This is a genomic window from Persicobacter diffluens (assembly GCF_036244895.1).
GTDB classification, from domain to species: Bacteria; Bacteroidota; Bacteroidia; order Cytophagales; family Cyclobacteriaceae; genus Persicobacter; species Persicobacter diffluens.
Genome location: NZ_BQKE01000003.1, coordinates 405,587 through 425,853, shown reverse-complemented (window position 1 = coordinate 425,853; position 20,267 = coordinate 405,587). Strand labels below are relative to the sequence as shown.

17 protein-coding genes are annotated in these 20,267 nt (G+C 41.8%); 3 read left to right on the top strand and 14 right to left on the bottom strand.

Going from position 1 to position 20,267, the window contains the following annotated elements; translation table 11 throughout:
• Nucleotides 1-98 precede the first annotated feature (98 nt).
• From AAA970_RS21135 to AAA970_RS21115, 5 genes are all read right to left on the bottom strand, one after another.
• Nucleotides 99-1,715, bottom strand: a complete 1,617-nt coding sequence (locus tag AAA970_RS21135; protein ID WP_338238872.1) for a helix-turn-helix transcriptional regulator — start codon at nucleotides 1,713-1,715, stop codon at nucleotides 99-101.
• A 181-nt stretch (nucleotides 1,716-1,896) separates the two neighbouring features.
• Nucleotides 1,897-2,970 (bottom strand): alkane 1-monooxygenase, encoded by a 1,074-nt coding sequence (locus tag AAA970_RS21130; protein WP_338238871.1) that lies wholly within the window; start codon nucleotides 2,968-2,970, stop codon nucleotides 1,897-1,899.
• 443 nt (nucleotides 2,971-3,413) lie between these two features.
• A complete protein-coding gene (locus AAA970_RS21125; protein WP_338238870.1) occupies nucleotides 3,414-3,833 on the bottom strand; it encodes a DUF6691 family protein in 420 nt (139 codons plus the stop codon).
• Nucleotides 3,834-3,839: 6 nt separating this feature from the next.
• The gene (locus tag AAA970_RS21120) at nucleotides 3,840-4,406 is read right to left on the bottom strand and encodes a YeeE/YedE family protein (protein ID WP_338238869.1); all 567 of its coding nucleotides are present in this window, start codon (nucleotides 4,404-4,406) and stop codon (nucleotides 3,840-3,842) included.
• Nucleotides 4,407-4,417: 11 nt separating this feature from the next.
• Entirely contained in the window at nucleotides 4,418-5,278 is an 861-nt protein-coding gene (locus AAA970_RS21115; RefSeq protein ID WP_060688968.1) for a TSUP family transporter, read from the bottom strand.
• A gap of 556 nt (nucleotides 5,279-5,834) precedes the next feature.
• Here AAA970_RS21115 and AAA970_RS21110 point away from each other — a divergent pair.
• On the top strand, nucleotides 5,835-6,047 hold the full coding sequence (locus tag AAA970_RS21110) for a hypothetical protein (RefSeq protein ID WP_060688967.1): 213 nt from the start codon (nucleotides 5,835-5,837) through the stop codon (nucleotides 6,045-6,047).
• A gap of 50 nt (nucleotides 6,048-6,097) precedes the next feature.
• Here the strand turns inward: AAA970_RS21110 and AAA970_RS21105 are convergent, their stop codons facing one another.
• The 8 genes from AAA970_RS21105 to fsa form a co-directional block, all read right to left on the bottom strand.
• On the bottom strand, nucleotides 6,098-6,379 hold the full coding sequence (locus AAA970_RS21105; RefSeq protein WP_338238868.1) for a hypothetical protein: 282 nt from the start codon (nucleotides 6,377-6,379) through the stop codon (nucleotides 6,098-6,100).
• A 1,139-nt stretch (nucleotides 6,380-7,518) separates the two neighbouring features.
• The gene (locus AAA970_RS21100; RefSeq protein ID WP_338238867.1) at nucleotides 7,519-7,800 is read right to left on the bottom strand and encodes a hypothetical protein; all 282 of its coding nucleotides are present in this window, start codon (nucleotides 7,798-7,800) and stop codon (nucleotides 7,519-7,521) included.
• 819 nt (nucleotides 7,801-8,619) lie between these two features.
• A complete protein-coding gene (gene egtD, locus AAA970_RS21095; protein WP_338238866.1) occupies nucleotides 8,620-9,567 on the bottom strand; it encodes an L-histidine N(alpha)-methyltransferase in 948 nt (315 codons plus the stop codon).
• 10 nt (nucleotides 9,568-9,577) lie between these two features.
• Nucleotides 9,578-10,738 carry an ergothioneine biosynthesis protein EgtB gene (gene egtB, locus AAA970_RS21090; RefSeq protein ID WP_338238865.1) on the bottom strand — a complete coding sequence of 387 codons (1,161 nt, stop codon included), beginning with the start codon at nucleotides 10,736-10,738 and terminating at the stop codon, nucleotides 9,578-9,580.
• 567 nt (nucleotides 10,739-11,305) lie between these two features.
• A complete protein-coding gene (locus tag AAA970_RS21085; RefSeq protein WP_338238864.1) occupies nucleotides 11,306-12,022 on the bottom strand; it encodes a DUF4197 domain-containing protein in 717 nt (238 codons plus the stop codon).
• A 21-nt stretch (nucleotides 12,023-12,043) separates the two neighbouring features.
• Nucleotides 12,044-13,606 (bottom strand): GAF domain-containing protein, encoded by a 1,563-nt coding sequence (locus tag AAA970_RS21080; RefSeq protein ID WP_338238863.1) that lies wholly within the window; start codon nucleotides 13,604-13,606, stop codon nucleotides 12,044-12,046.
• A gap of 608 nt (nucleotides 13,607-14,214) precedes the next feature.
• The gene (xylE, locus tag AAA970_RS21075) at nucleotides 14,215-15,636 is read right to left on the bottom strand and encodes a D-xylose transporter XylE (RefSeq protein ID WP_338238862.1); all 1,422 of its coding nucleotides are present in this window, start codon (nucleotides 15,634-15,636) and stop codon (nucleotides 14,215-14,217) included.
• Between the two features lie 62 nt (nucleotides 15,637-15,698).
• A complete protein-coding gene (gene fsa / locus AAA970_RS21070; protein WP_060688957.1) occupies nucleotides 15,699-16,370 on the bottom strand; it encodes a fructose-6-phosphate aldolase in 672 nt (223 codons plus the stop codon).
• Between the two features lie 252 nt (nucleotides 16,371-16,622).
• Here fsa and AAA970_RS21065 point away from each other — a divergent pair, with 252 nt between their 5' ends.
• Both AAA970_RS21065 and AAA970_RS21060 read left to right on the top strand, forming a co-directional pair.
• Nucleotides 16,623-17,426 (top strand): hypothetical protein, encoded by an 804-nt coding sequence (locus AAA970_RS21065; RefSeq protein ID WP_338238861.1) that lies wholly within the window; start codon nucleotides 16,623-16,625, stop codon nucleotides 17,424-17,426.
• 98 nt (nucleotides 17,427-17,524) lie between these two features.
• A complete protein-coding gene (locus AAA970_RS21060; RefSeq protein WP_338238860.1) occupies nucleotides 17,525-18,001 on the top strand; it encodes a nuclear transport factor 2 family protein in 477 nt (158 codons plus the stop codon).
• A 725-nt stretch (nucleotides 18,002-18,726) separates the two neighbouring features.
• Here the strand turns inward: AAA970_RS21060 and AAA970_RS21055 are convergent.
• Nucleotides 18,727-20,244, bottom strand: coding sequence for a RagB/SusD family nutrient uptake outer membrane protein (locus tag AAA970_RS21055; protein WP_338238859.1), 1,518 nt, complete (start codon nucleotides 20,242-20,244; stop codon nucleotides 18,727-18,729).
• Nucleotides 20,245-20,267 lie beyond the last annotated feature (23 nt).

The following is a 20,267-nucleotide window of genomic DNA, read 5'->3' as shown; positions in this document are numbered from 1 at the left end:
CGCCCACAAAAGGAGAGGGCAAGTGCATAGCAGTAAAAGAAGGCTTATTTTTTTCCGCATAAAAAAGGTCGTTGGCTTTTGTTCCAACGACCCTTAAATTAATTTTTTTTCCACCAGAAGACAATCATTCTCCGGCGTCTTGAAATATCCGTAGGTTCTAGTTTCCAAAAAGTATCCGGTTGCATGAGCAACAAACCACCCTTGTCCACTTTTAAATCATTTATTCTACCTGCAGAAGTAAACAATTCCAGAGAGCCGGTCTGCTCTCCCAAAGCATCTAATGGCATAATGCCCCAAACTAATTTTTCCTCTTCGGGCAAATCAGCACCCTGATCACCGGCCAGGGCACTTTGCTTCTCTATTTGATTGATCCGCTGCGGCGTCAATGGTAGCTCATGCGTCTTCCCATACCAAAGGCTTGTCGCTACCAATTCCAGCCCACCCTCAAATTGCTGCTGAAATTGTCTGAAGTTATCGGTTTCCAACATGAGCGGAAGTGTCTCCATCTTCGTAACAATATCCGGCATACAAAAGGATTCCCGGGTATTGGCTTTATCCTGTAGCCAGCTGAAAAGACTGTTGGCTAGGCCGCGGGTCTCCTCTGAGGTCCACATTTGCGGAATAATAGCATAACCTTCTCCCTTTTCTATTGCGGGCAATTTCACCTCCCGCGGAGCATCTGTTGGGCTGGAAGGGCTTCCACCGGTTAACTGATCCATCATTTTCTGCAAACGACGTCTGAGGCGGTTTTGCAATTTCACCGGAGCAAGCACACGTACTCCCTCCCCAAAACGAATCAGCTCTTCTTCCAGATCGGAATTCAGCTTGAGCTTCAACTTTATCTCCACGCCACTTTCGTCAACTTTTAAAACCTGCTGACTTTTGTGTATAGGCTGGGAAAGGATAAAAGGCGCCTGTTGAAAATCAAAATGCAGACTCACTTCCTCCTCCATATCATCTGCAGGATTGGTTACCCCAATCAAGGATTCAAAATGTTCCCGTAAATCCACACGGGTATTGGCCACATATTGGATTTCCGAATTACTCAATCCCTGCAGACGATCCAGTGCCAGCGTTTGAATGGGGGCTGCCGCCCCCCGGACACCAATAATAAACCAACGATTTCTAAATTCCTTTAATAAGTAAGGATGAAAAACAAATTGCTGAGGTTCGGCCGACCGCAGATCCTGGTAAACCACTTCCAATGCTTTTCGCTGCTTAATATTATCGCGCACCTGCGTCAAATAATTCAGGCTGCTTTCTGATTCCTGATCTTCAAACTGGAACACATTTTCCTCCGGAAACCGATGAGCCTCCACTTTATCCCCCAGCCGCTGAATGAGTCCGGCAATATCATTATAATAGGAAAAGCTCTGAAATTCTGATAAATCTTCCACTACACTACTCAAGCGAGCAAAATCATTCTTGGTCAGTGGTAGTTTGGTAATGGAGAATTCGGGATCTTTATATCGGTAATACTTTCGTGAAAGCACTTCAATGTCCGCATTGTAACCTAATTCATCGGAACGCAACATTTGCAAATCAAGCTGAACGGTCCGCTTTCCTACTTTCTTATCTTCTTCCATTTCCCCCGCATCACGCAAAGCCTGGGTACAAATATCTATCAGATTTTCCAGCGTATAATTTCCGGAGGGGTCTCGCAAACAATTGTCTATCGCCTTATACCTGATGAGCGCGCTACGATTTACTGCCATAAGGATCCTATTTTAAAAAGTTTTGGCAGACTAAAGCCCACCAAAAGGTGCATATATTGATGTTGAACATGAATAGACCAATAAAATTGATCCTAACAGCTTACAAAAAACATAAAATAGGAAAAAGATCCAAAAGTTCCCCCAGCCGGAAATCAGATTAAATAAAAACAAAAAAAGAATTTCAGCCTATCCGGCTGATGGAGACCGGATTACGAATTTCATCCAATTTTGAATGCATCACCTTAAACCAGAGCGGGGGTAAAAAAGCCAACAATATCATCCCGGGATAACCTGTAGGTAACTGCGGAGCCTCCTCATGATGGCGCAGGATCTGATATTTACGAGAGGCCAAATAATGATGATCAGAATGCCGGGACAACTCAAATAAGGTCGCCCGCCCCCATTGGTGGTTGGAGTTCCAGGAATGGCAGGCGCGAGTCCTTTCATAGGAACCATCCTCCAGTTGTTTTCTTAATAGCCCATAATGCTCAATATAATTGACTGATTCCAATAACAAACAGCCCAACAGGGCGGCCAGTAAATAAGCCAAAAATACCTTAGGCGATGTCAGAAAGAAAATCAGGCTCAACCAAACAAGCTGCATGGTCAAAAATTGTAACATTTCATTATGCCAGGACCAGGTGGTGCCATATTTTCTCTGAACACTTTTCGCCGCCAGCTTCCAGGCGGACTGCCAGGAAAACACCATGGACCGTCCCCAAAAGAAAAAGATATTTTCACCCTTTCGAGCAGTAGCCGGATCCAGAGGAGTGGCCACATAGCGATGATGTCCCCGATTATGCTCAATAAAAAAATGCATGTAAAGGGAAGACATCAACAAGAACTTGGCGGTCCATTGCATAAAAGGTGACTTTCGATGCCCCAGTTCATGCGCAACATTAATCCCAAAAACACCACACATTAACCCCATGCTCATGATGTGTCCCACGAAGGTCAGATTCGACATTTCCACAGCCATGATTTTTAAAAAAAGCCACAAAATTCCAAACTGACAGCCCGCGGCCAAAAGTAAGAGAAAATCGAAAATACGGTTGGCCTTTAATTGCTCTTCCTCGGATAAGCCCGGATTGGACACATCAGGACGTAAAAACAACTCCAGCAGCGGAATAAAGCCAAAAGCATAAAAAAAGGGAATAAATGATGCCCATTCTTCCCATTGAAAACTAAGGTAAACCAATAGGGGCAGGATAAAGGCAATCAGGTATTTCAGCAAATATCGAAAATAAAAAAGCATAGACTTGAAAGTTTCTTTGATAGAAATTAATCAAATCCATGCTTTTTTACAACGCTAGCTAGCGATCTGTCAGGGGATTGCAAGCTACCCAAAATCGCAAAAGCAATACATTAAGGCTACTTCATACTTACCGGTGGCAGCTGCAAAACGACTAAGGAAGGGCATATTTTGGCTTATTGAGCGCAATTTTCCTTTTTCACAAAAAGCCCCAATGAGGTCATTTTGCTTTCCCCTCATTCATCTGTTTCGTCAGAAAAAGCTCGAAATAGTAAACTATTCCTTCATTATTTCCGCCTTACAACTAAACCAGAATTTAAGTGTGAATAATCCGGCTTATATAAAATTTATTCAATGGCCAGTCAGGCTTATTGTAAAAACGCCAGTTGCCTTTCAAAAATTTCGAATTGGTAATTCATCCTGTAAACCAACCAGCACTTATTTATCTAGTGGGGCAATTTATGCTTGACCTGTGCGTAAGCAAAAGTTCCCAGCATCGCTGATAAAATAGTCACCAACATAAAGGAAGCTCCTGTACCCACCAGCATATACATCGGGCCCGGGCAAGAACCAGTTAATGCCCAACCCAGACCGAAGATGATTCCTCCGTAAATATAGCGCTTGGGCGAACCCGTTTTATCCGCTGGAGCAATCACCTGGCCTTTTTTATCCCGCATTTCAATACGTTTCATAAAATAAGTCCCTAAAGCACCCACCATTACAGCTGAACCGATCACGCCATACATATGGAAGGATTCAAACTGGAACATTTCAAAAATTCTAAACCAGGAAATGATTTCTGCTTTTGTAAAAACAATACCAAAAGCGATTCCCAATAATATATATTTTATACCTCTTTGTATCATGACTAATTAAGATAATAGATAAGGAAATACCACATGTACCATTACTAAACCGCCGGTAAAAAATCCGATTACAGCGAATAAAGACATTTTTTGGAAATTTGATAGTCCGCTAATAGCATGACCTGAGGTACAACCCCCGGCATATCGGGCTCCGAACCCTACTAAAAAACCACCACCTATTAAGGTCAAAAAGCCTGACAGATGAGTCAGCTGACCCCAACCCATGATTTCCGTAGGGTAAAAATGGTCATGAAAACTGGTAATGTGTATTTTTTCCAAGGCTGCTGCCGTACCTGCAGAAACTGCTACGCCACCATGCGCCCCATTCATCCAATGATAGGCAATAGAAGCACCCAAAAAGGAACCTAACACAAATAATAAGTTCCATCGCTGGCTTTTCCAGTCAAAATTGAAAAATTCATTTTTCTTGCCGGCACCAACAATGCTACAAGCCGTTCGCAAGGTTGCGGATATACCAAAACTTTTTCCCCAATATAAAAGGGTCAAATACACCAATCCAATGATAGGCCCTGCCACCCACCATGGCCAAGGCTGATTAATCCAATCCAACATTTAATTAATTGCTATTTTTTATGTAAAAATGATTGATTCAATTCCAAATTTTCGGGCGCCTGTGAAAAGGTATCCTGTAGGCGTTCCACCAAAATGAATAAGCCCATTACTAAAACAAACCAGCCAAAAAGCACTTTGAGCTTTCCTCCGCTAACATGTTTATTTAGTCTGGCTCCTGCCAAAATACCCACCAAGGCTAATGCGACAAACTGCAAAAGCAATGCCCAATCCACCTGATAAGTGACATTTGAAGCATTCAAAATGTCCGTTAGAAAACCAAACAGAGAATTAATGGTAATAATCACCAAAGAAGTCCCCATTGCTTTTTTTACCGGCAACTTTCCAACAAACATCAGGGTGGGAATGATCACAAATCCTCCACCGGCCCCCAGCATCCCCGTTAACAAACCAATGAATAAGCCGGCAAAAGCTAAGCCAAACGGATGAACAGGACCTGTTGCCAACTGCTCTCCCCTACCCCGAATCATGGCGACAGAAGAAATCACCATTACAATGGCAAAAACCAGCATAAAGGCCAGATCATCGGTCAATACCCATGACTCAAACTCCCACAACACTTCCGGAATAAGCGGAACTACCACTGCACGTGCGAAATAAACCGAAATTAAAGCGGGTATTCCCAGCCAAAGGGATTGCCGGAAATCCACTTGTCCATTTCGCCAAAATCGATACGCGCCCACAGAAGCTGCCATGCCTACAATAAATAAAGAATAGGCAGTGGCTTCTCTCGCCCCGAGTCCCAACAAATAGGTTAATACCGGAACAGTGAGAATGGATCCTCCTCCTCCGATCAATCCCAGCGTTAGGCCAATAAACAAGGCGGCCATCAGTGCCAAGGTCAGTAAGGTCATTGTTTGTTTGTTGATTTGTTACAAAGAAAAAGCAATCCATTTCAGCTTACAGTAACAAAAGTCACTTTTGAAGATTTAATCCAAAATTGGTGTAAGGATATTTTGGAAAGCCTCGTCTGCTGTGAACAAGAAACCCTTTATTTTAGGTTAAAAAAAAGGGTTCAACTATTGGTCCAATACAGCTGTCGCCATTCCTGATTTGATCTAAACCCCAATAATTCAGCGGTAGATTCAATAGGCCACGTTTGAAACTTAATTATTGATATTTTTTAGGTGGTTTTGCTATTTTTTTATTGGCCCATATACGGGCAAGCCAGCTTTCTCCTCCTATATCTGCTTTGCTGGAAAAAATTTGAAATAAGAGACTGTTCCTTCATATTCCCCGCCTTGCCGCCCAAGGAGGGTTTTATCACGGATAAATTCAGACTAAGGTGGCTAATCCATCGATTATAGTTCCGAAAAGCTATCCTATTTCGATTTTTTTACCCAAAAGCTGATTTTGGTTTGATTTTGGCAAAAAAGAAAGCCGTAAATTAGCCCTTGAAAATTAACTATTATGGAAAAATTGGCGATTGGTACCATCTTCAAACTCAATGGTCGTTCACTTAAAGTGGAACAAATTTCACAGCAACAATATGGCGACGATCCGAATTTGTATGAGGTATATCTTACTGATAAAGCAATTTATCGCAACCGGAATATCATCAGTACACACCGGGTGAATACCTGGATAGCGGAGGGAAGAATAGAAATTGTAGCAAATAAATAAGGCAGTGAAAAATCACTGCCTTTTTGCTTTTTATTAAAAATTTGCCAGCATTACTTTACTAATTTTCTGGCAGATTTATCACTTTTTACTTTCTGGAAAGTAGTGGTTTCGTTGTCGGCATCCAATGCATTTACTTTCTTCTGAGAAGCGGCTCTGCTACGGCCTACTTTATCACTTTTAGTTTGCTGCGCAACAAAATCAGCCGCGGGTGCCTGTGTCGTCATTTTTGAAATTCTTTCCTTCGCTACAGCAGTCTTATTACTTTTTACTTCCTGTGCATTAACACTGATGGAAAGCGCCATGGCGAAACCGAATACTAGGGCATTTTTCATTTCAAGATATTTTTAGATTTTACCATTATCCTTTCACTTATATCAGTGCAAATACCGGGCAAAATCCACATCATAAAAATAGCATTATTTTAAGACTAGCACATCCGAAAATTTAAGCCCAACTTCAGATTTAAAGCGCTATTCGGCAAAAATTCAATTGTCAGATCAAAAGGCCATTCCTAATTAATCTATATTCTGAATTTAAGGGGTTTTTCATTAAATGAATGGATGAAATAAAAGCCGAAACAGGCATGCTTAAATCCTGATGTAGCGGTAAAGCAAGGCAAAAAAAATGAAAAAATAATTCCTTATACTGGGGTCTTTCCAAGGAAGCGGGTGAAAGTGGAGAAAGTAAAAATCAGATGATACTTCATAACTCGCTGAGCCAAAACCCCTGGAGGAGGTTTATTGAATCTAGCGTTGTGTGGATTGTATTTGGGAGCATTTGGCGCTCATTTCTCCTCTATTTTGCCGTTGACTTTCGGGGGAAAAAATCGCACCATCAATTCCCATTTGAGTAACTCCTCTCGATCACTGGTCTTTGCGTCCTCGCTAAGACCCAAAATTAAATGAGCGTCCGCTCAATCCACTATATTTTGTTCGCTCCTTCCCATCTTTAAAAATCAATTCTAAAACTCATTGGATGAAATATGAGGGCAAAACATTCTTCTATAATGAAATACACTCATTTTTCATTTTTTCTTGATAAAAAACGAAACAAAAAAATCAAGGCTGTGATCAATGTTGGCGGGCCAAAGAACCTGCTGACGGAATCCATCAAGGCGACATTTGAAGAGGACGGAAACTAGTCAATGCTTTCAGAAATGTCGCTGTGATGCCTTCTTTTCGCCAGCAGAACCTTTGGCTTGCCGCCCATTGATCAAGGCCGATTGTTGAAATGGAAGGTACCGCAGCAACCCAATCCACAAAGGCAACTTTAAAATAATTCGTGCAAATTAGTGTAATTCGCGGTTAAAAAAACCTCACCAACATTCCTGCACTAAGTTCCAATAAGCAGCAAACGCCCCAATTGGAGTAGGCTCCATATTCTCCTAACCAAATGAAGAAGAAAAATTGGACAAAATAAAAAGGCAGCGATTACTCACTGCCTTGAACTGTCCTTGAATTACTCAAGGGATCTATCTTACTAATTTTCTAGCGGATTTATCACTTTTTACTTTCTGAAAAGTAGTGGTTTCGTTGTCGGCATCCAATGCATTTACTTTCTCCTGAGAAGCGACTCTGCTACGGCCTACTTTATCGCTTTTAGTTTGTGGTGCAACAAAATCAGCCGCGGGTGCCTGTGTCGTCATTTTTGAAATTCTTTCCTTCGCTACAGCAGTCTTATTACTTTTTACTTCCTGTGCATTAACACTGATGGCAAGTGCCATGGCGAATCCAAATACTAAGGCATTTTTCATTTCAAGATATTTTTAAATTTTACCATTATCCTTTCACTTATATCAGTGCAAAGACCGGGCAAAACCCACATTAAAAATATAATTTTACCAAGACTACCCTTTAGTTAAAAAAAGGGACGCATTAAAAAATTCACCTCATCGGCTCATGATTTCAAATAATTATTTTAAGTCCATTTAACCGCAAACCACCCTGGACCAAAAGAACAAATTATTTCAAATAATCCCCTAAAAATTCAACCTAGAAAAAATAAAACTTTCCTCAAGATTTTTTTAAAGCTGATTGAAGCAATGGGTTTTTTCTTCTCATTTTATCAGAACCGACCCGAATTTTGCTTTGCTTTCCCTTGCGGAATAAGGACTTTTGAGAAGGCGGATTTCCCCATCGATTCTTTTGAAGCATAGCACGATCTGATCTAATAATTTGAGCCTTCCCATACGGTAAATGAAGGATTTTTAGATTATTATGATTAGGCGCCCATAATATAGCCTCCGTACGATTTTGAGCAAACAGTCCGCTAGAAACCAGCAGTAAAAAAAGTAATATACTTATCTTCATAATCGGATCCTTTGTATAATTAACTCCAATTATGAATACTTGGATTCAAGCGCTCAATATGCCTTATTTGGCATTAATACCGAAATGAAGGGGATTTTATGTCAACCACTTTCATCATAAAAAACTTGCCTTTAATTGCATCCCCAGATCCAGAGGATTCAAATAAATATTAATGAAGAAGGTGATTTTTAACCCCAAAAAAAAATTGCACAAAAAAAGGAACACCAGGTTCCCTTTTCTTATATCCAATACCTAAGCTAGGCCTATACTTTTTCCCAAAGCGAATCCACAAAATACTCCTTTTCATCCTTAAACTCTTTTCGGACATAAAACCCGGTACGAAAAGCCAATCGGTCGATCTGCTCTCCTGAGAATTTCCGACTCAATTCGGTGTGAATTAATTCATTTTTTCGAAACAAAAATGACTTATCCATGGCCGAGAAATAAACAATTTGCTTTTCCAGACTCACCAAATAACTATTCACAAAGCCACGAACCGGATCATAATGGGAATAGAATTCAAAAGCATCCAGATTAAAATTGGCGCCCAACTCCCGATTCATCCGCTTCAACAAATTCAAATTAAAGTCAGCGGTAACACCGGCTTTATCATTATAGGCCTGTTCAATTAATGCCGGATTTTTCTGCAGGTCCATGCCCACCAAGAGCAAATCCCCAGAATTCATGGAATTGGCAATCATTTGAATAAAAGCCTCCGCTTCCGCAGGCTGAAAATTCCCAATATTGGAGCCTAAAAACAAAAATAGTTTCGGGTGTGGATCAACCTTTAAGGAAGGTAAAATATGGAAATAATCACCCGCGAGCACATCAATGGACAGCGTGGGCAAATCCTCCAACATATGCGCTTTGAGTTGGCCCAGCACATCCCGGGAAATATCCATAGGCCGGTAAACAAAATCCATTTCCCGGCGCAACATTTCCTGTAAGAGGGTTTTCGTTTTGGAACCATCACCAGCGCCTAATTCTACCACCTCAAAAGCCTCTTTGAAGGGAAGTGCATCAACAATGCTGCCCCCCTTTTTTTCAAATATTTCTGCTTCGGAGCGGGTCAGGTAATATTCCGGAAGTTCCATAATCTGCTGGAAAATGCGATCTCCGGCAGCATCATAAAAATATTTGGAAGGAATAAATTTTTGAGGGGATTCAAAACCGCGTTCTATATCTACTTTGAAATTAAATTGATCACTCATGAACTAAAATTTAAAGAGATTCAGCCAAACGGATTCCGGTGAATTGCCAGGCCAATTGTGGATGGAAAAAATTTCGGTAGGTTTTGCGCGCATGCCCCGGAGAAGTGGCAACAGAAGCCCCTCTAAGGACCATCTGGCTTACCATAAATTTTCCGTTGTATTCTCCCACCGCGCCCGCCGCTTTTTGATATTTAGGATAGGGCAAATAGGCCGACTGCGTCCATTCCCAGCGCTTGCCCCAGGCGAACAAATCAGCCGCCGCCTCCCATTCAAATTCCGTGGGCAACCTCAAACCCCTCCATTGGGCATAGGCGAAAGCTTCATAATAATTGACATGACAGAGAATTTCTTCCCGTCTCACGGGCACTCTGCCTTCCATGGTGAAATGCACCCAATCCTGCCCTTCCTTCTCCCAATATAGCGGTGCCTTTCTTTCATTTTGATTCACCCAATCCCAGCCTTCAGAATGCCAAAACTCATGTCTTTTATAGCCATCTTCTTCTATAAAAGCCATAAAGTCACTATTGGTGACCAAATCCTTGCGAATCCTGTAAGGGTTTAAAAAAGCCTGATGACGGTTCAGTTCATTATCGAAACAAAAGCCTTCCCCCTCAAAGCCGATATCTACCATTCCTCCCTCCTGCTCCAGCCAGCCTCTCTCCTCATTAATCTGGTGTAATAAAGCACCACCCTGCTTATAAACCGGATAAAGCGGATTCAGGCTAAAAGTAAACTTGGTGTCGGTCCAAAAAAGTTCCTGATGCTGTTGTTCATGCTGCAGGCCCAGCTCTATTAAATCCCGTACTTCAGGACTCAACTGCTCTTCCTGCTGCAAAAAAGCCTGCATATGCGCATCTACATAAGCACGGTATTCCATCACTTCCTCTACTGTTGGGCGGGACATCCATCCCCGATGCGGACGAGCCACCCGATCACCAACAGACTCATAATAAGAATTGAAAACATAACGATAACGAGGGTGGAAAACCTGGTAATCGGATAAATTTGGGCTTAGGATCATTTCCTCGAAAAACCAGGTGGTATGTGCCAAATGCCACTTTGGGGGACTGACATCTACTACTGGCTGAGGGACAAAATCTTCGGTTTTTAGGGGTTCGACCAACTGCAGGGAATGACTCCGTACTTCCTGGTACTTTTTCAATAAGATCACAAATAAAGCGTTAGATTTAAGATGATTGTGTTAAATAAATTAGGACATTTACCCTATAAATCAAACTTATCCTAAAAAATATAATCTTACCGAGAAATTAATTAACATAAAATGTAGGAATCCTGAACCGAATGATGCATGAAGAAGTCTTCGTTTAGCTGCAAGGCAGGAAAAATGAAGGAATTTTCCCTATTTCGAATTTTTCCCAACGATGCAGATGAATGAGAAGAAAGCAAGCTTGGCCAAATTTGGGCTATAATAATTTAAAGAAAATAAGTTTTAAAGACCTGAAATTAAGTCACTTTTGCTTGATCAATAAATCCGGCGGTGAATAATTCGGGTTAAATTCAGCGGAGAATATCCGGGCTAATTTCCTCAAAAAAAGGCTTTGATTTTGGTGGAGCATTATACTAAAAAAAGCGGTATCGTGAATAAACAAGACACCGCTTCAATATTGCAGTTGATTAAACCGAAATCCCTATTTACAAGGATTTTCAAATAAGCTTTAAATTTATTACCGAATCAATACCGGTTTATTTGGGGAGCATTTTGGCATTTCAAAAATTGCTAGAGCCCTATACCTCCACCCAGCACCCTGCTGATCAAGGAACTTCCAAATTCAGAAGGATTCGCCCTTACTTCGCGCTCTCTTTCTTCCATTTTGATAAACATGCCGTCCAGGGCTTTTTCCGTCACATAAGCCCCAAGTGTTTCCGCATCTATGGTTCCACTCGAAAAAGGATAAGCATTATAAACCCCGGCAAAAGCCCGGTACAAATCATTTGTGGATTGGCCCGCCAGAATTTCCTGATCCAGCTGCTTGTTTATTGGTGTCCCGTAAGCTTCCATCAGCTGATCAAAAGCTTCTGCTTTCAGGTATTCGGTCGCTTCGTTGCCATTAGCCCCATACAAAATGCTGGCGGCATCAGTGAAGGTAAGATCAGCGATGGCGCCCTTAATGATTTCCGTAGCGGCATCACTGGCCGCTTCTGCCGAACGGTTAATGCCCAATTCTACCTGCTCCATATCTACTACTGCAGCCACCAGCGCTTTGATAGTTGCATTTTCCAACACCTTTTGCGCTTCCGGTGGGAGAGGAATTTTCACCTCTTCATCGCCATAATAACCATCTTCCACCCCTAAAACATCAACGGCACTGTCTACGCCAATATCCAACACTTCTTTAAAGGCTGCGGATACCTCTCCTTGGCTCAGTTTTTCTACCACCTCACAGGCCGTAAAAAAACTGCCTGCAATCAACAGGCAGTAAATCAATTTTTTCATAATAAATAGGTTAAACTCAGATTATGATTCTACAGATGTTTTCAGTGTTTCTACCTCCTCTCTCAACTTCACGAGCTCTGTTTCATCAAATTGAATTCCAAGCAAACCATTTTGTTTCAAATGATCAATATAAAATGGCATTTTTATCGTTCTAAGGTATTGTTCTTTTCCACCGGACAAAGCATCCTGCTCTCTTTGCAAGAATTCCTGCGCCCCATTTCGAATAATGTCTTTTTCTACGGCCACTAAATCGCCTCCTTTTTCGGGTCCAAAGAAATCAATATCGCTCAAACCGATGATCTTGCTATCATCTCCTCCCATAACAGCACGGGTTGCCTCATTAATGATCACCATCCTACATTCGGCATCCTTCAAAAAGACTTTATTGGGTAGCTGGTCCAAAATTTTCTTGAAGACATTCGCCAGGTCCTCCGAACGTTGTTTTTCTTCATTCAGCTCGGCTTCTTTTTCCTCTCTTAATCGATGGAAATTTTCCTGAGTGGCCTGTAGTTCTTCCAAATTCTGGCGTAATTCCTCTTCCTGCTGGCGGGTCTCGTGCTCACTTTCCTGCAAACGTTTCATCATTTGCTTGGTATTGATCGCAATTTTCCAGGAAGAAAGAGCGCTTGCCACATTATTCCCCAGCTTATCTAAAAATTCCATTTGGAACTCTTCGATCTTTTCAAAAGAGGCCAATTCCAAAATGCCATGCACCTCTTCATTAAAAATTAAAGGCATCACCGTTACACAGGTGGGCAAAGCCTCTCCAAGACCGGAAGTAATTTTCAAATAGTCTTGGGGTACTTCTGTAAGATAGATCGTTTCCTTTTCCAAATATGCCTGCCCGACTAATCCTTCTCCAACCTGAATTTCAGCTTGCTGATATTTCTTACGACCATAGGCATAGCAAGCGGCCATTTTCATCACTGCCTTGCCTTCATCAGTTTCCTCCACCACATATAAGGCCCCCTGATTGGCATCAAGATATCGCACCAAATCGGACAGGAAAAGATCAAAAGCAGTATCCTGCTGATCATTATTTATTTCTCTTAAAATTGAGGTGAATTTGGCCAGCCCTTCATTGGACCAGTTGCGTTTTTCTTCTTTTAAGCTGATTTCTGCCAAACGATCACGTAAGGCGATCAAGCTTTTGCCTAAACGATCGTTTTCATTCATTAACTCGAGCTCCTGTACATTTTCGCCCTTGGCCCCCAAATTCTCCACAAAATCAGTGGTTTTAGAGAGGTAGTTGCTAAAATCAAACAAATGCTCACGGTATGGGGTGGACCAATTCTTCTTTTTACTAGGCCGCACCTCACCCCATTTGCCGGAATACAAAGTATCCAGGCCTACCAAAATGGCTCCGATTTGCTTACCAACAGACTTGGTAAAGAAGAAAATCAGCCAAGTGGCCACAATGTAATATCCTATAATAATGGCATAAAACACCGTAAAAAATTGACTTACCCTCTCATTATCAAAGTCATGCAAAAAATAGTAAGTCAATAATGAAAGAAGCAATGGAAAAAGTACAGTGATGCATATCACCGTTACCGCCAGCGGGTGAGTGAAAAATTTTCTCATATACAATAGTTGGTCATCCTATAATTTTAAAAAATCAATTCCCGTCTTCCAGATAAAACAGCGGAATTGTGCTGTAAAGATAAGGTAATATTCTTCACCTTATTCTAATAAAATGTATAAAAATATTCTTTATGGTGCAATTAATTACATATAAAATCATTCCATGAGTTTCCTTATTCGCGCTCCTTGAATTGCTTAATTTACTTAAGGATGCATGGCTTAAAAAATAAAGACCTTTCTCTCTTGCCCCGAATTATTCATCACATATTTATTTACTTCCTCCAAGTCACTCACCATCATTTCATTACTTGTATTTTTAATCCCCCCAATTTGGGTAAGCTAGCATTCTCCTCCATCATCTGCTTGTTTGGAAAAAAACGAATTAGGAAAAATCCTTCATTTTTCCCGCCTTGCAGTTATACGCGGACTTAAGCATACCTTATGCGGGCAACGAAATTTTCAGACTGGCGGCAGAAGAATGGGGCAGAAAGTATGCATCATTCGGGCTGATTGCTTCTCCATTCCCTCATAAATAAAAAAGGGAAGCCATTTTCAAGCTTCCCTTCTGTTGTTATTATTGACTCCTATCAATATTCAATTGTCCATCCTTATTTGCTTTTAGTCCAAAGCTGCTCCATATCCTCCAGGGACTTCCCTTTAGTTTCCGGAATCATTTTCCAAACGAAAAGTGCCGAAAGCAAACTCATTACGCCATAGAACATATAAGTGGCGCCTCCGCTGAAATCCATCATGGCAGGATAGGTGGAGGAAATAAAATAATTGGCTGCCCACTGTGAAGCCACTGCGATGGCCATGGCCTGCCCCCGAATTTTATTCGGGAATATTTCCGCTACCAGCACCCAACAGATAGGTCCCCAGGACATCATAAAAGACGCGGTATAAATAATGATAAAAACGAGTGTCCCAATTCCGATGATTTCCATAAAGGATAAGGCACTAATGGCCAGCATCCCTAAAGCCATTCCCAAAGAACCAATAATTAACAATGGCTTTCGTCCCCAACGGTCCACGGTTAGAATGGCGAGAACGGTAAAAAGTACATTTACCACACCCATCACCACCGTTTGTATCATGGAAGCATCTCTACCAGCACCCATTTGTTCAAAAATTCGTGGCGCGTAGTATAATGCGACATTAATACCCACAAATTGCTGAAAAATACACAATAGAATCCCCACGATTAAAACTTTGGATCCATAGGTCATAATATGTGCTCTGACCTGCTTGCCCAATGAACCTTTAATATCCTGCAAAATTTCACCGGCCTTGTCTACGCCATTGATTTTGGTTAAAACCGATAATGCAGCGGACTCCTGATTTTGTAATGCTAAATAACGGGGCGTTTCTGGTACTCCTAATAAAAGTAAGCCAAAAACCGCTGCCGGAATACATTCCGAAAGGAACATCCATCTCCAGCCTTCCTGAAAAACCCACTCATCAGGTTGGCCATTGGTAATTCCCCAATTCACAAAATAGACCACCAGCATACCGAAGATAATGGCAAACTGATTGAAGGAAATCAAACGACCCCGAATTTCCGCTGGAGCGATCTCACTAATGTACATCGGGCAAACCGCCGAGGCCAATCCCACCCCTATTCCTCCGATGATTCGGTAGAAATTAAACATATAGAGCAATCCCATGGTCGGTTCTCCTTTGGTGAAAAACAACATCTCCGGATTACCAGAACCCAAAGCCGAAAGGAAAAACAAAAAAGCAGCAAAAATTAAAGATCTTTTACGGCCAAAACGGGAAGCCAGCATACCAGACACCGCCCCACCGATAATACAGCCAATCAATGCACTGGAAACCGTAGCCCCGTGCACAAAATTACTCAAGCCCAGTCCCTGTATTAAATACAACTGAATGGATTTCTCTGCTCCGGAAATCACGGCGGTATCATAACCAAAAAGTAATCCTCCCAAGGTGGCTACCAGGGTGATTCCAAAAATAAACGCATTATTTCGCGAAGTTGCCTGCTTGGGCTTCGCTTGTATTGTCTCCTGCATACCAAAAAAAAATTAAAAAAAATCGGGAGATTCCCCCAAATCTCCCGAACACACATTTTTACCTAGACGGCCGCTAACTCCTGCGCTTTGGCGTGGTCTGCCAAAAATTGCTCCAAGCCCCGATCTGTTAATGGGTGCTTGGTCAGAGAAGCGATCACCTTATATGGACAGGTGGCCACATGAGCTCCTGCCTTTGCACAGTCCAATAAGTGCATATTTCCACGCACAGAAGCGGCTAATACTTCTGTTTCAATTGCGGGATAGTTATTAAAAATCGTTACAATATCTCGTATCAATCCCATTCCTTCGGTGGCGATATCATCCAAACGGCCAATAAAAGGGGATACATAAGTAGCGCCCGCTTTGGCGGCAATCAAAGCCTGAGTGGCAGAGAAGATCAATGTGCAATTGGTACGGATCCCTTTATCGGAAAGATATTTTACCGCCTTCACCCCATTCTCAGTCATTGGAATTTTTACCACAATTTTAGGATCAATGGCCGCCAGGCGCTCGCCCTCGGTGATCATGCCCTCAAAATCAGTTGCGATTACTTCCGCACTCACCTTATCTGCCACTACATCACAAATGTCTTTATAGTGCTGCAAAACGGCTTCATCTCCTGAAATACCTTCTTTGGCCATTAATGACGGATTGGTCGTTACCCCATCCAATATGCCTAAATCCTGCGCCTTTCTGATTTCCTCTAAATTGGCGGTGTCAATAAAAAATTTCATATTTTGAAGCTATAGTTGATATTTCTTTATTTAAATATAAATTCTCCACGGCCAAATTCATACGGCACGGTTAACATTTTCCCAAAAAAACGGTTTCGCAACCGCTTCCAATAAATTTTAACTCCTGAATTTAGCGTGGATTTTCGGAAATTATTAAATACTACTAAAGCCCGGTCGTACTATTGAGCTCCGCATCAGTAGAGAATTAGCCTCCCTGCTTTTCAGAAAAGCGAGAAATCACTAAATTTTGAAATGAAAAAAGCTTATTCCCTTCTATTCCTGTTGATGCTCTTTTCCGCCTGTGAGGAAAGCACTGAAACCACAAAAGATATACATCTGCCCCTATTGGTGGAAGACCAAATGGCGCAAAGTGCTTTAGGCCATCGGCAGGAATACCGACTTCAACAGAGCTATCCTTTTAGCTTGGGAGGAGACAGCCGGTATTCGGTAAGTCATTTTTCCCATGACAGTTTAGCGGAGGTTTATGAAGTCTATCAGGATGCAGGGGATTATGGTCATCAAAAAACGCAATATTTTTTAAAGCAGGACACCGTCTTTCTGATTTTGGAGGAAGGTTATCGCAATGTGCTGAAAGCGGGAAATTACCAGGGAGAATTTTATGAAAGGAGAATATACCTTAAAAACGAAAAGATCGATTCGGCTTCTGAACAGACCGCTGCGACCAAAGAACAAGTAAATCTGGCGTTGCCCAACTCCTGGGAGCCGGCGTACCTTACCGAAGGTCAGCTTCACCAGCTTTGGATGCTGGAAAATAATTTTAAAAAAGCACCCCAATTCCAATGGACTTTTCAGGGCATTCAAAATGTTGGCGCTGGTCACCCCTTATTTTTACTAAAAGGAGAAGAACACCGACAGGCCTATTTCTATATTGACGCCCAAAGTCAGGATCCGGAAATACTGGAAGTTTTAGCCAATCCTGCCCGGTATGTGGACAAGCCTGTTAAAGTTCGGTATAGCATGCAAGCCATCGATGGGGGCATACAGGCTTTTCTGGATGAAATTATTTGGCTAAAGCGGGAAGATTCTCCAAAATAGTTTCCCAATTCAGCGATAATTTAAATCGAAATATAGGGAGAGCATTTTATTTATGCTGCAATGTCCATAAATTGCCGCGAAGCTAGAAGCGCATAATCATGATCGATATATTAAACAATAAAGAATCAATAGTAAATTTTGTTAATCGGTTTTTTGTAGCCGTGGATGATCGCAACTGGAACCGGGTAAAAAAGCAATTTGCGCCTGAAGTTCAATTGGATTATTCTTCCATGGGCGCAGGAGCTGCCGCCAGCCTGAAAAGGGAAGAAATCATAAAGCAATGGAGTAGTTTCCTACCGGGTTTCGACAATACCCATCATCAAATAGGGAACCATATTATTGAGCACTCCTTAAATACGACCACCGTGGTTTGTTATGGTACAGCACTTCATTATTTATACAATGACAGTGGCGATCATATCTGGCGTGTGGTAGGGAGTTATAATTTAGAATTGAAAGCGGATGAAAACAATAAGTGGAAGATCCACCTGTTACGTTTCAATCTTAAATTCGCCGATGGAAATCTCGACCTTCCTGAAATGGCCAGAAAAAAAGTAGAAACCGCCAATACATAGAGCGTTTTTTAAAAGCCATCCAGCTGCAGGTTCGATTTATTGGAAGCTATTTGCTCAAAATAATCGGGTATCGCCTCTCCAATACTTCAAATTTCCACTGCGAATTTTGGCTTTGTATCAAGCTCTTAAAAATATCAAGACTTACTAAGTTCAGTAAGTCTTTTTTTTATCTATCATTCGCGAAAAAAAACATAAAAGAATCCTTCCTGAAAGCAAATTATTGGCCGCAGGAATCACAGGCCCCCACTAGCAAACTTACCACCAATCCCTTATCATTCGTTTCGCCGATTTTTTTTCGCTTAAATTTGGGGAGTTTGCTTTCTGCTCCTTTATCTGCTTCCCTGTCAAAAACTCGAAAAAGGAAAAATCCTTTCATTTTTCCCGCCTTGCAGCTAAAAGAAGATTGAAGCCGAATTATTCACCGCAATATTTTTAATCAGGCGCAAGTGACTTATTTTCAGTTCTTGAAACTTATTTTCTTTGAATTATAATAGCCCAAATTTGGGCAAGCTTATTTTCTCCTCATTCACCTGTTTCGTTGGAAAAAACTCGAAAGAAGAAAAATCCTTTCATTTTTCCCACTTTGCAGCTAAAAGAGAATTGAAGCCTGAATAATCCGGGTTAAGCTTACATAATTCGGCTTAAAACAAAAAATGGGGAAATTTAAAAAATCTCCCCATTATGCTATTGACTGCTAAGCCTGCGCTTATTAAACATCACCTGGATTAATAGCCCCAGTTATTTTCATTAATATTTTCGTTGGCATTGATTTCACTCATTGGAATAGGCATCCAGAAGTTTTTGTCTCCCGCAGGAACAATGGCCATCTCGTCGTCTAATGAAATCGCATCACCAAAGTCTGTAGCCTTGCCTGTAAAACGATATTCCGATGGCAGGTTATTTCGGCGAAGGTCTGCAACAGCATATCCCTCATAAGCCAATTCCTTTTGACGCTCCAACAATACATCTTCCAAATCTGCTGAATTAAAGTTGGTGATCTGCTCGTCGTAATAAGCCTGCTGGTCAGCAGTAGGTTCTTCCGGTAACACAATGCGATTCATTCTTACCTTTTTCACCCATTCTGCCGCTTCGCCCTGGCGATCCAATTTCACCAAAGCTTCCGCTACGTTCAATGCAACTTCAGAGGCACGCAACACCTTTGGAGCATGCAATCCCCAGGTATCATCACACTCAAAGAATTTACCATTGTAAACTTCCCAAACATCCTTTTTATTTGAAGGGATATTTTTCTCATCCCCATTATCGTGCGTTCTCACCAAGAACATCTCCGAACGAACGTCCATATCATGATTGAAAGTATTGTAGAAATCATAGCCTGCCTGAAACTGACCGTATCCACCACCTTGCTCATCACGCATATACATACGACCCAAATTGTTGGCACCCTGTGACTGGTTACCGGTAACCACCAATTCGAAAATGGCTTCCGCATTGGAACCATAACCCTGGAAGAAATTGTACCAATCCTCTGCTCCAACAATCGACGTACTCACTAACTGACCATGGGCTACTACTTGCTCTAAGTCCGAACGATTCCCCTCAAAATTGCTATTGCCTTTATCAGCGAATTCCTCTACGGATTTTTGCAAATACACACGAGTGGCCAGGGCATCACAAGCTTCTGCTGTTGGATAAGCCGATGAAGTATTGGTGATCAATCCTTTAGCTTCTTCCAAATCTGCCAAAACTCCGGCATAAATGGTCGCCATATCATCCTTTGCAGGGTGCTCTGATGGGGAAATCACAGACGTTACATAAGGAACCGACCCATAGAAACGCAATAGATCCATGTGAACATAGGCTCTTAAAAATAGGACCTGACCACGCTGATCCTCCGTGATGTCCTCACGCTCCAGGAAGCGGTTCACATTGGCTAACACCGCATACATTTGCTGAAAAGCCTGGATTTCCGTAGAGCCTGAAACCGGTGCATCCGGCTCAGGAAGGTTGGCACTTTTATCCATGGCGTGAAACTGCAAGAATCGAGATCCCTGTGGGTCCAAAATGACCGAACTGGTTCCGATCTCACCAAAGATGGTGGTGTTTCGACCATAATAATTGCGTTCGAACATCAGGTATAACATCCCGTTGATCGCCTCCTGAGGCGCCACATCTTCAGGGATTTGCCCGTTATTTGGATCAGTATCCAAAAATCCCATACAACCTCCGGTCATCATACCAACCAAGAGCAGGGCGAATATATTTTTCAAATTAAATTTCATAAGCTTAATATTTTTAACTCCAG

Excerpts from the sequence above, each read along its gene's own strand:
- AAA970_RS21120 (WP_338238869.1), bottom strand. The coding sequence starts at position 4,406 with ATGTTGGATTGGATTAATCAGCCTTGGCCATGGTGGGTGGCAGGGCCT.
- AAA970_RS21125 (WP_338238870.1), bottom strand. The coding sequence starts at position 3,833 with ATGATACAAAGAGGTATAAAATATATATTATTGGGAATCGCTTTTGGT.
- egtD (WP_338238866.1), bottom strand. The coding sequence starts at position 9,567 with ATGAGTGATCAATTTAATTTCAAAGTAGATATAGAACGCGGTTTTGAA.
- AAA970_RS21110 (WP_060688967.1), top strand. The coding sequence starts at position 5,835 with ATGGAAAAATTGGCGATTGGTACCATCTTCAAACTCAATGGTCGTTCA.
- AAA970_RS21085 (WP_338238864.1), bottom strand. The coding sequence starts at position 12,022 with ATGAAAAAATTGATTTACTGCCTGTTGATTGCAGGCAGTTTTTTTACG.
- AAA970_RS21065 (WP_338238861.1), top strand. The coding sequence starts at position 16,623 with ATGAAAAAAGCTTATTCCCTTCTATTCCTGTTGATGCTCTTTTCCGCC.
- AAA970_RS21080 (WP_338238863.1), bottom strand. The coding sequence starts at position 13,606 with ATGAGAAAATTTTTCACTCACCCGCTGGCGGTAACGGTGATATGCATC.
- AAA970_RS21105 (WP_338238868.1), bottom strand. The coding sequence starts at position 6,379 with ATGAAAAATGCCCTAGTATTCGGTTTCGCCATGGCGCTTTCCATCAGT.
- AAA970_RS21115 (WP_060688968.1), bottom strand. The coding sequence starts at position 5,278 with ATGACCTTACTGACCTTGGCACTGATGGCCGCCTTGTTTATTGGCCTA.
- xylE (WP_338238862.1), bottom strand. The coding sequence starts at position 15,636 with ATGCAGGAGACAATACAAGCGAAGCCCAAGCAGGCAACTTCGCGAAAT.
- AAA970_RS21100 (WP_338238867.1), bottom strand. The coding sequence starts at position 7,800 with ATGAAAAATGCCTTAGTATTTGGATTCGCCATGGCACTTGCCATCAGT.
- AAA970_RS21130 (WP_338238871.1), bottom strand. The coding sequence starts at position 2,970 with ATGCTTTTTTATTTTCGATATTTGCTGAAATACCTGATTGCCTTTATC.
- fsa (WP_060688957.1), bottom strand. The coding sequence starts at position 16,370 with ATGAAATTTTTTATTGACACCGCCAATTTAGAGGAAATCAGAAAGGCG.
- AAA970_RS21055 (WP_338238859.1), bottom strand. The coding sequence starts at position 20,244 with ATGAAATTTAATTTGAAAAATATATTCGCCCTGCTCTTGGTTGGTATG.
- AAA970_RS21060 (WP_338238860.1), top strand. The coding sequence starts at position 17,525 with ATGATCGATATATTAAACAATAAAGAATCAATAGTAAATTTTGTTAAT.
- AAA970_RS21135 (WP_338238872.1), bottom strand. The coding sequence starts at position 1,715 with ATGGCAGTAAATCGTAGCGCGCTCATCAGGTATAAGGCGATAGACAAT.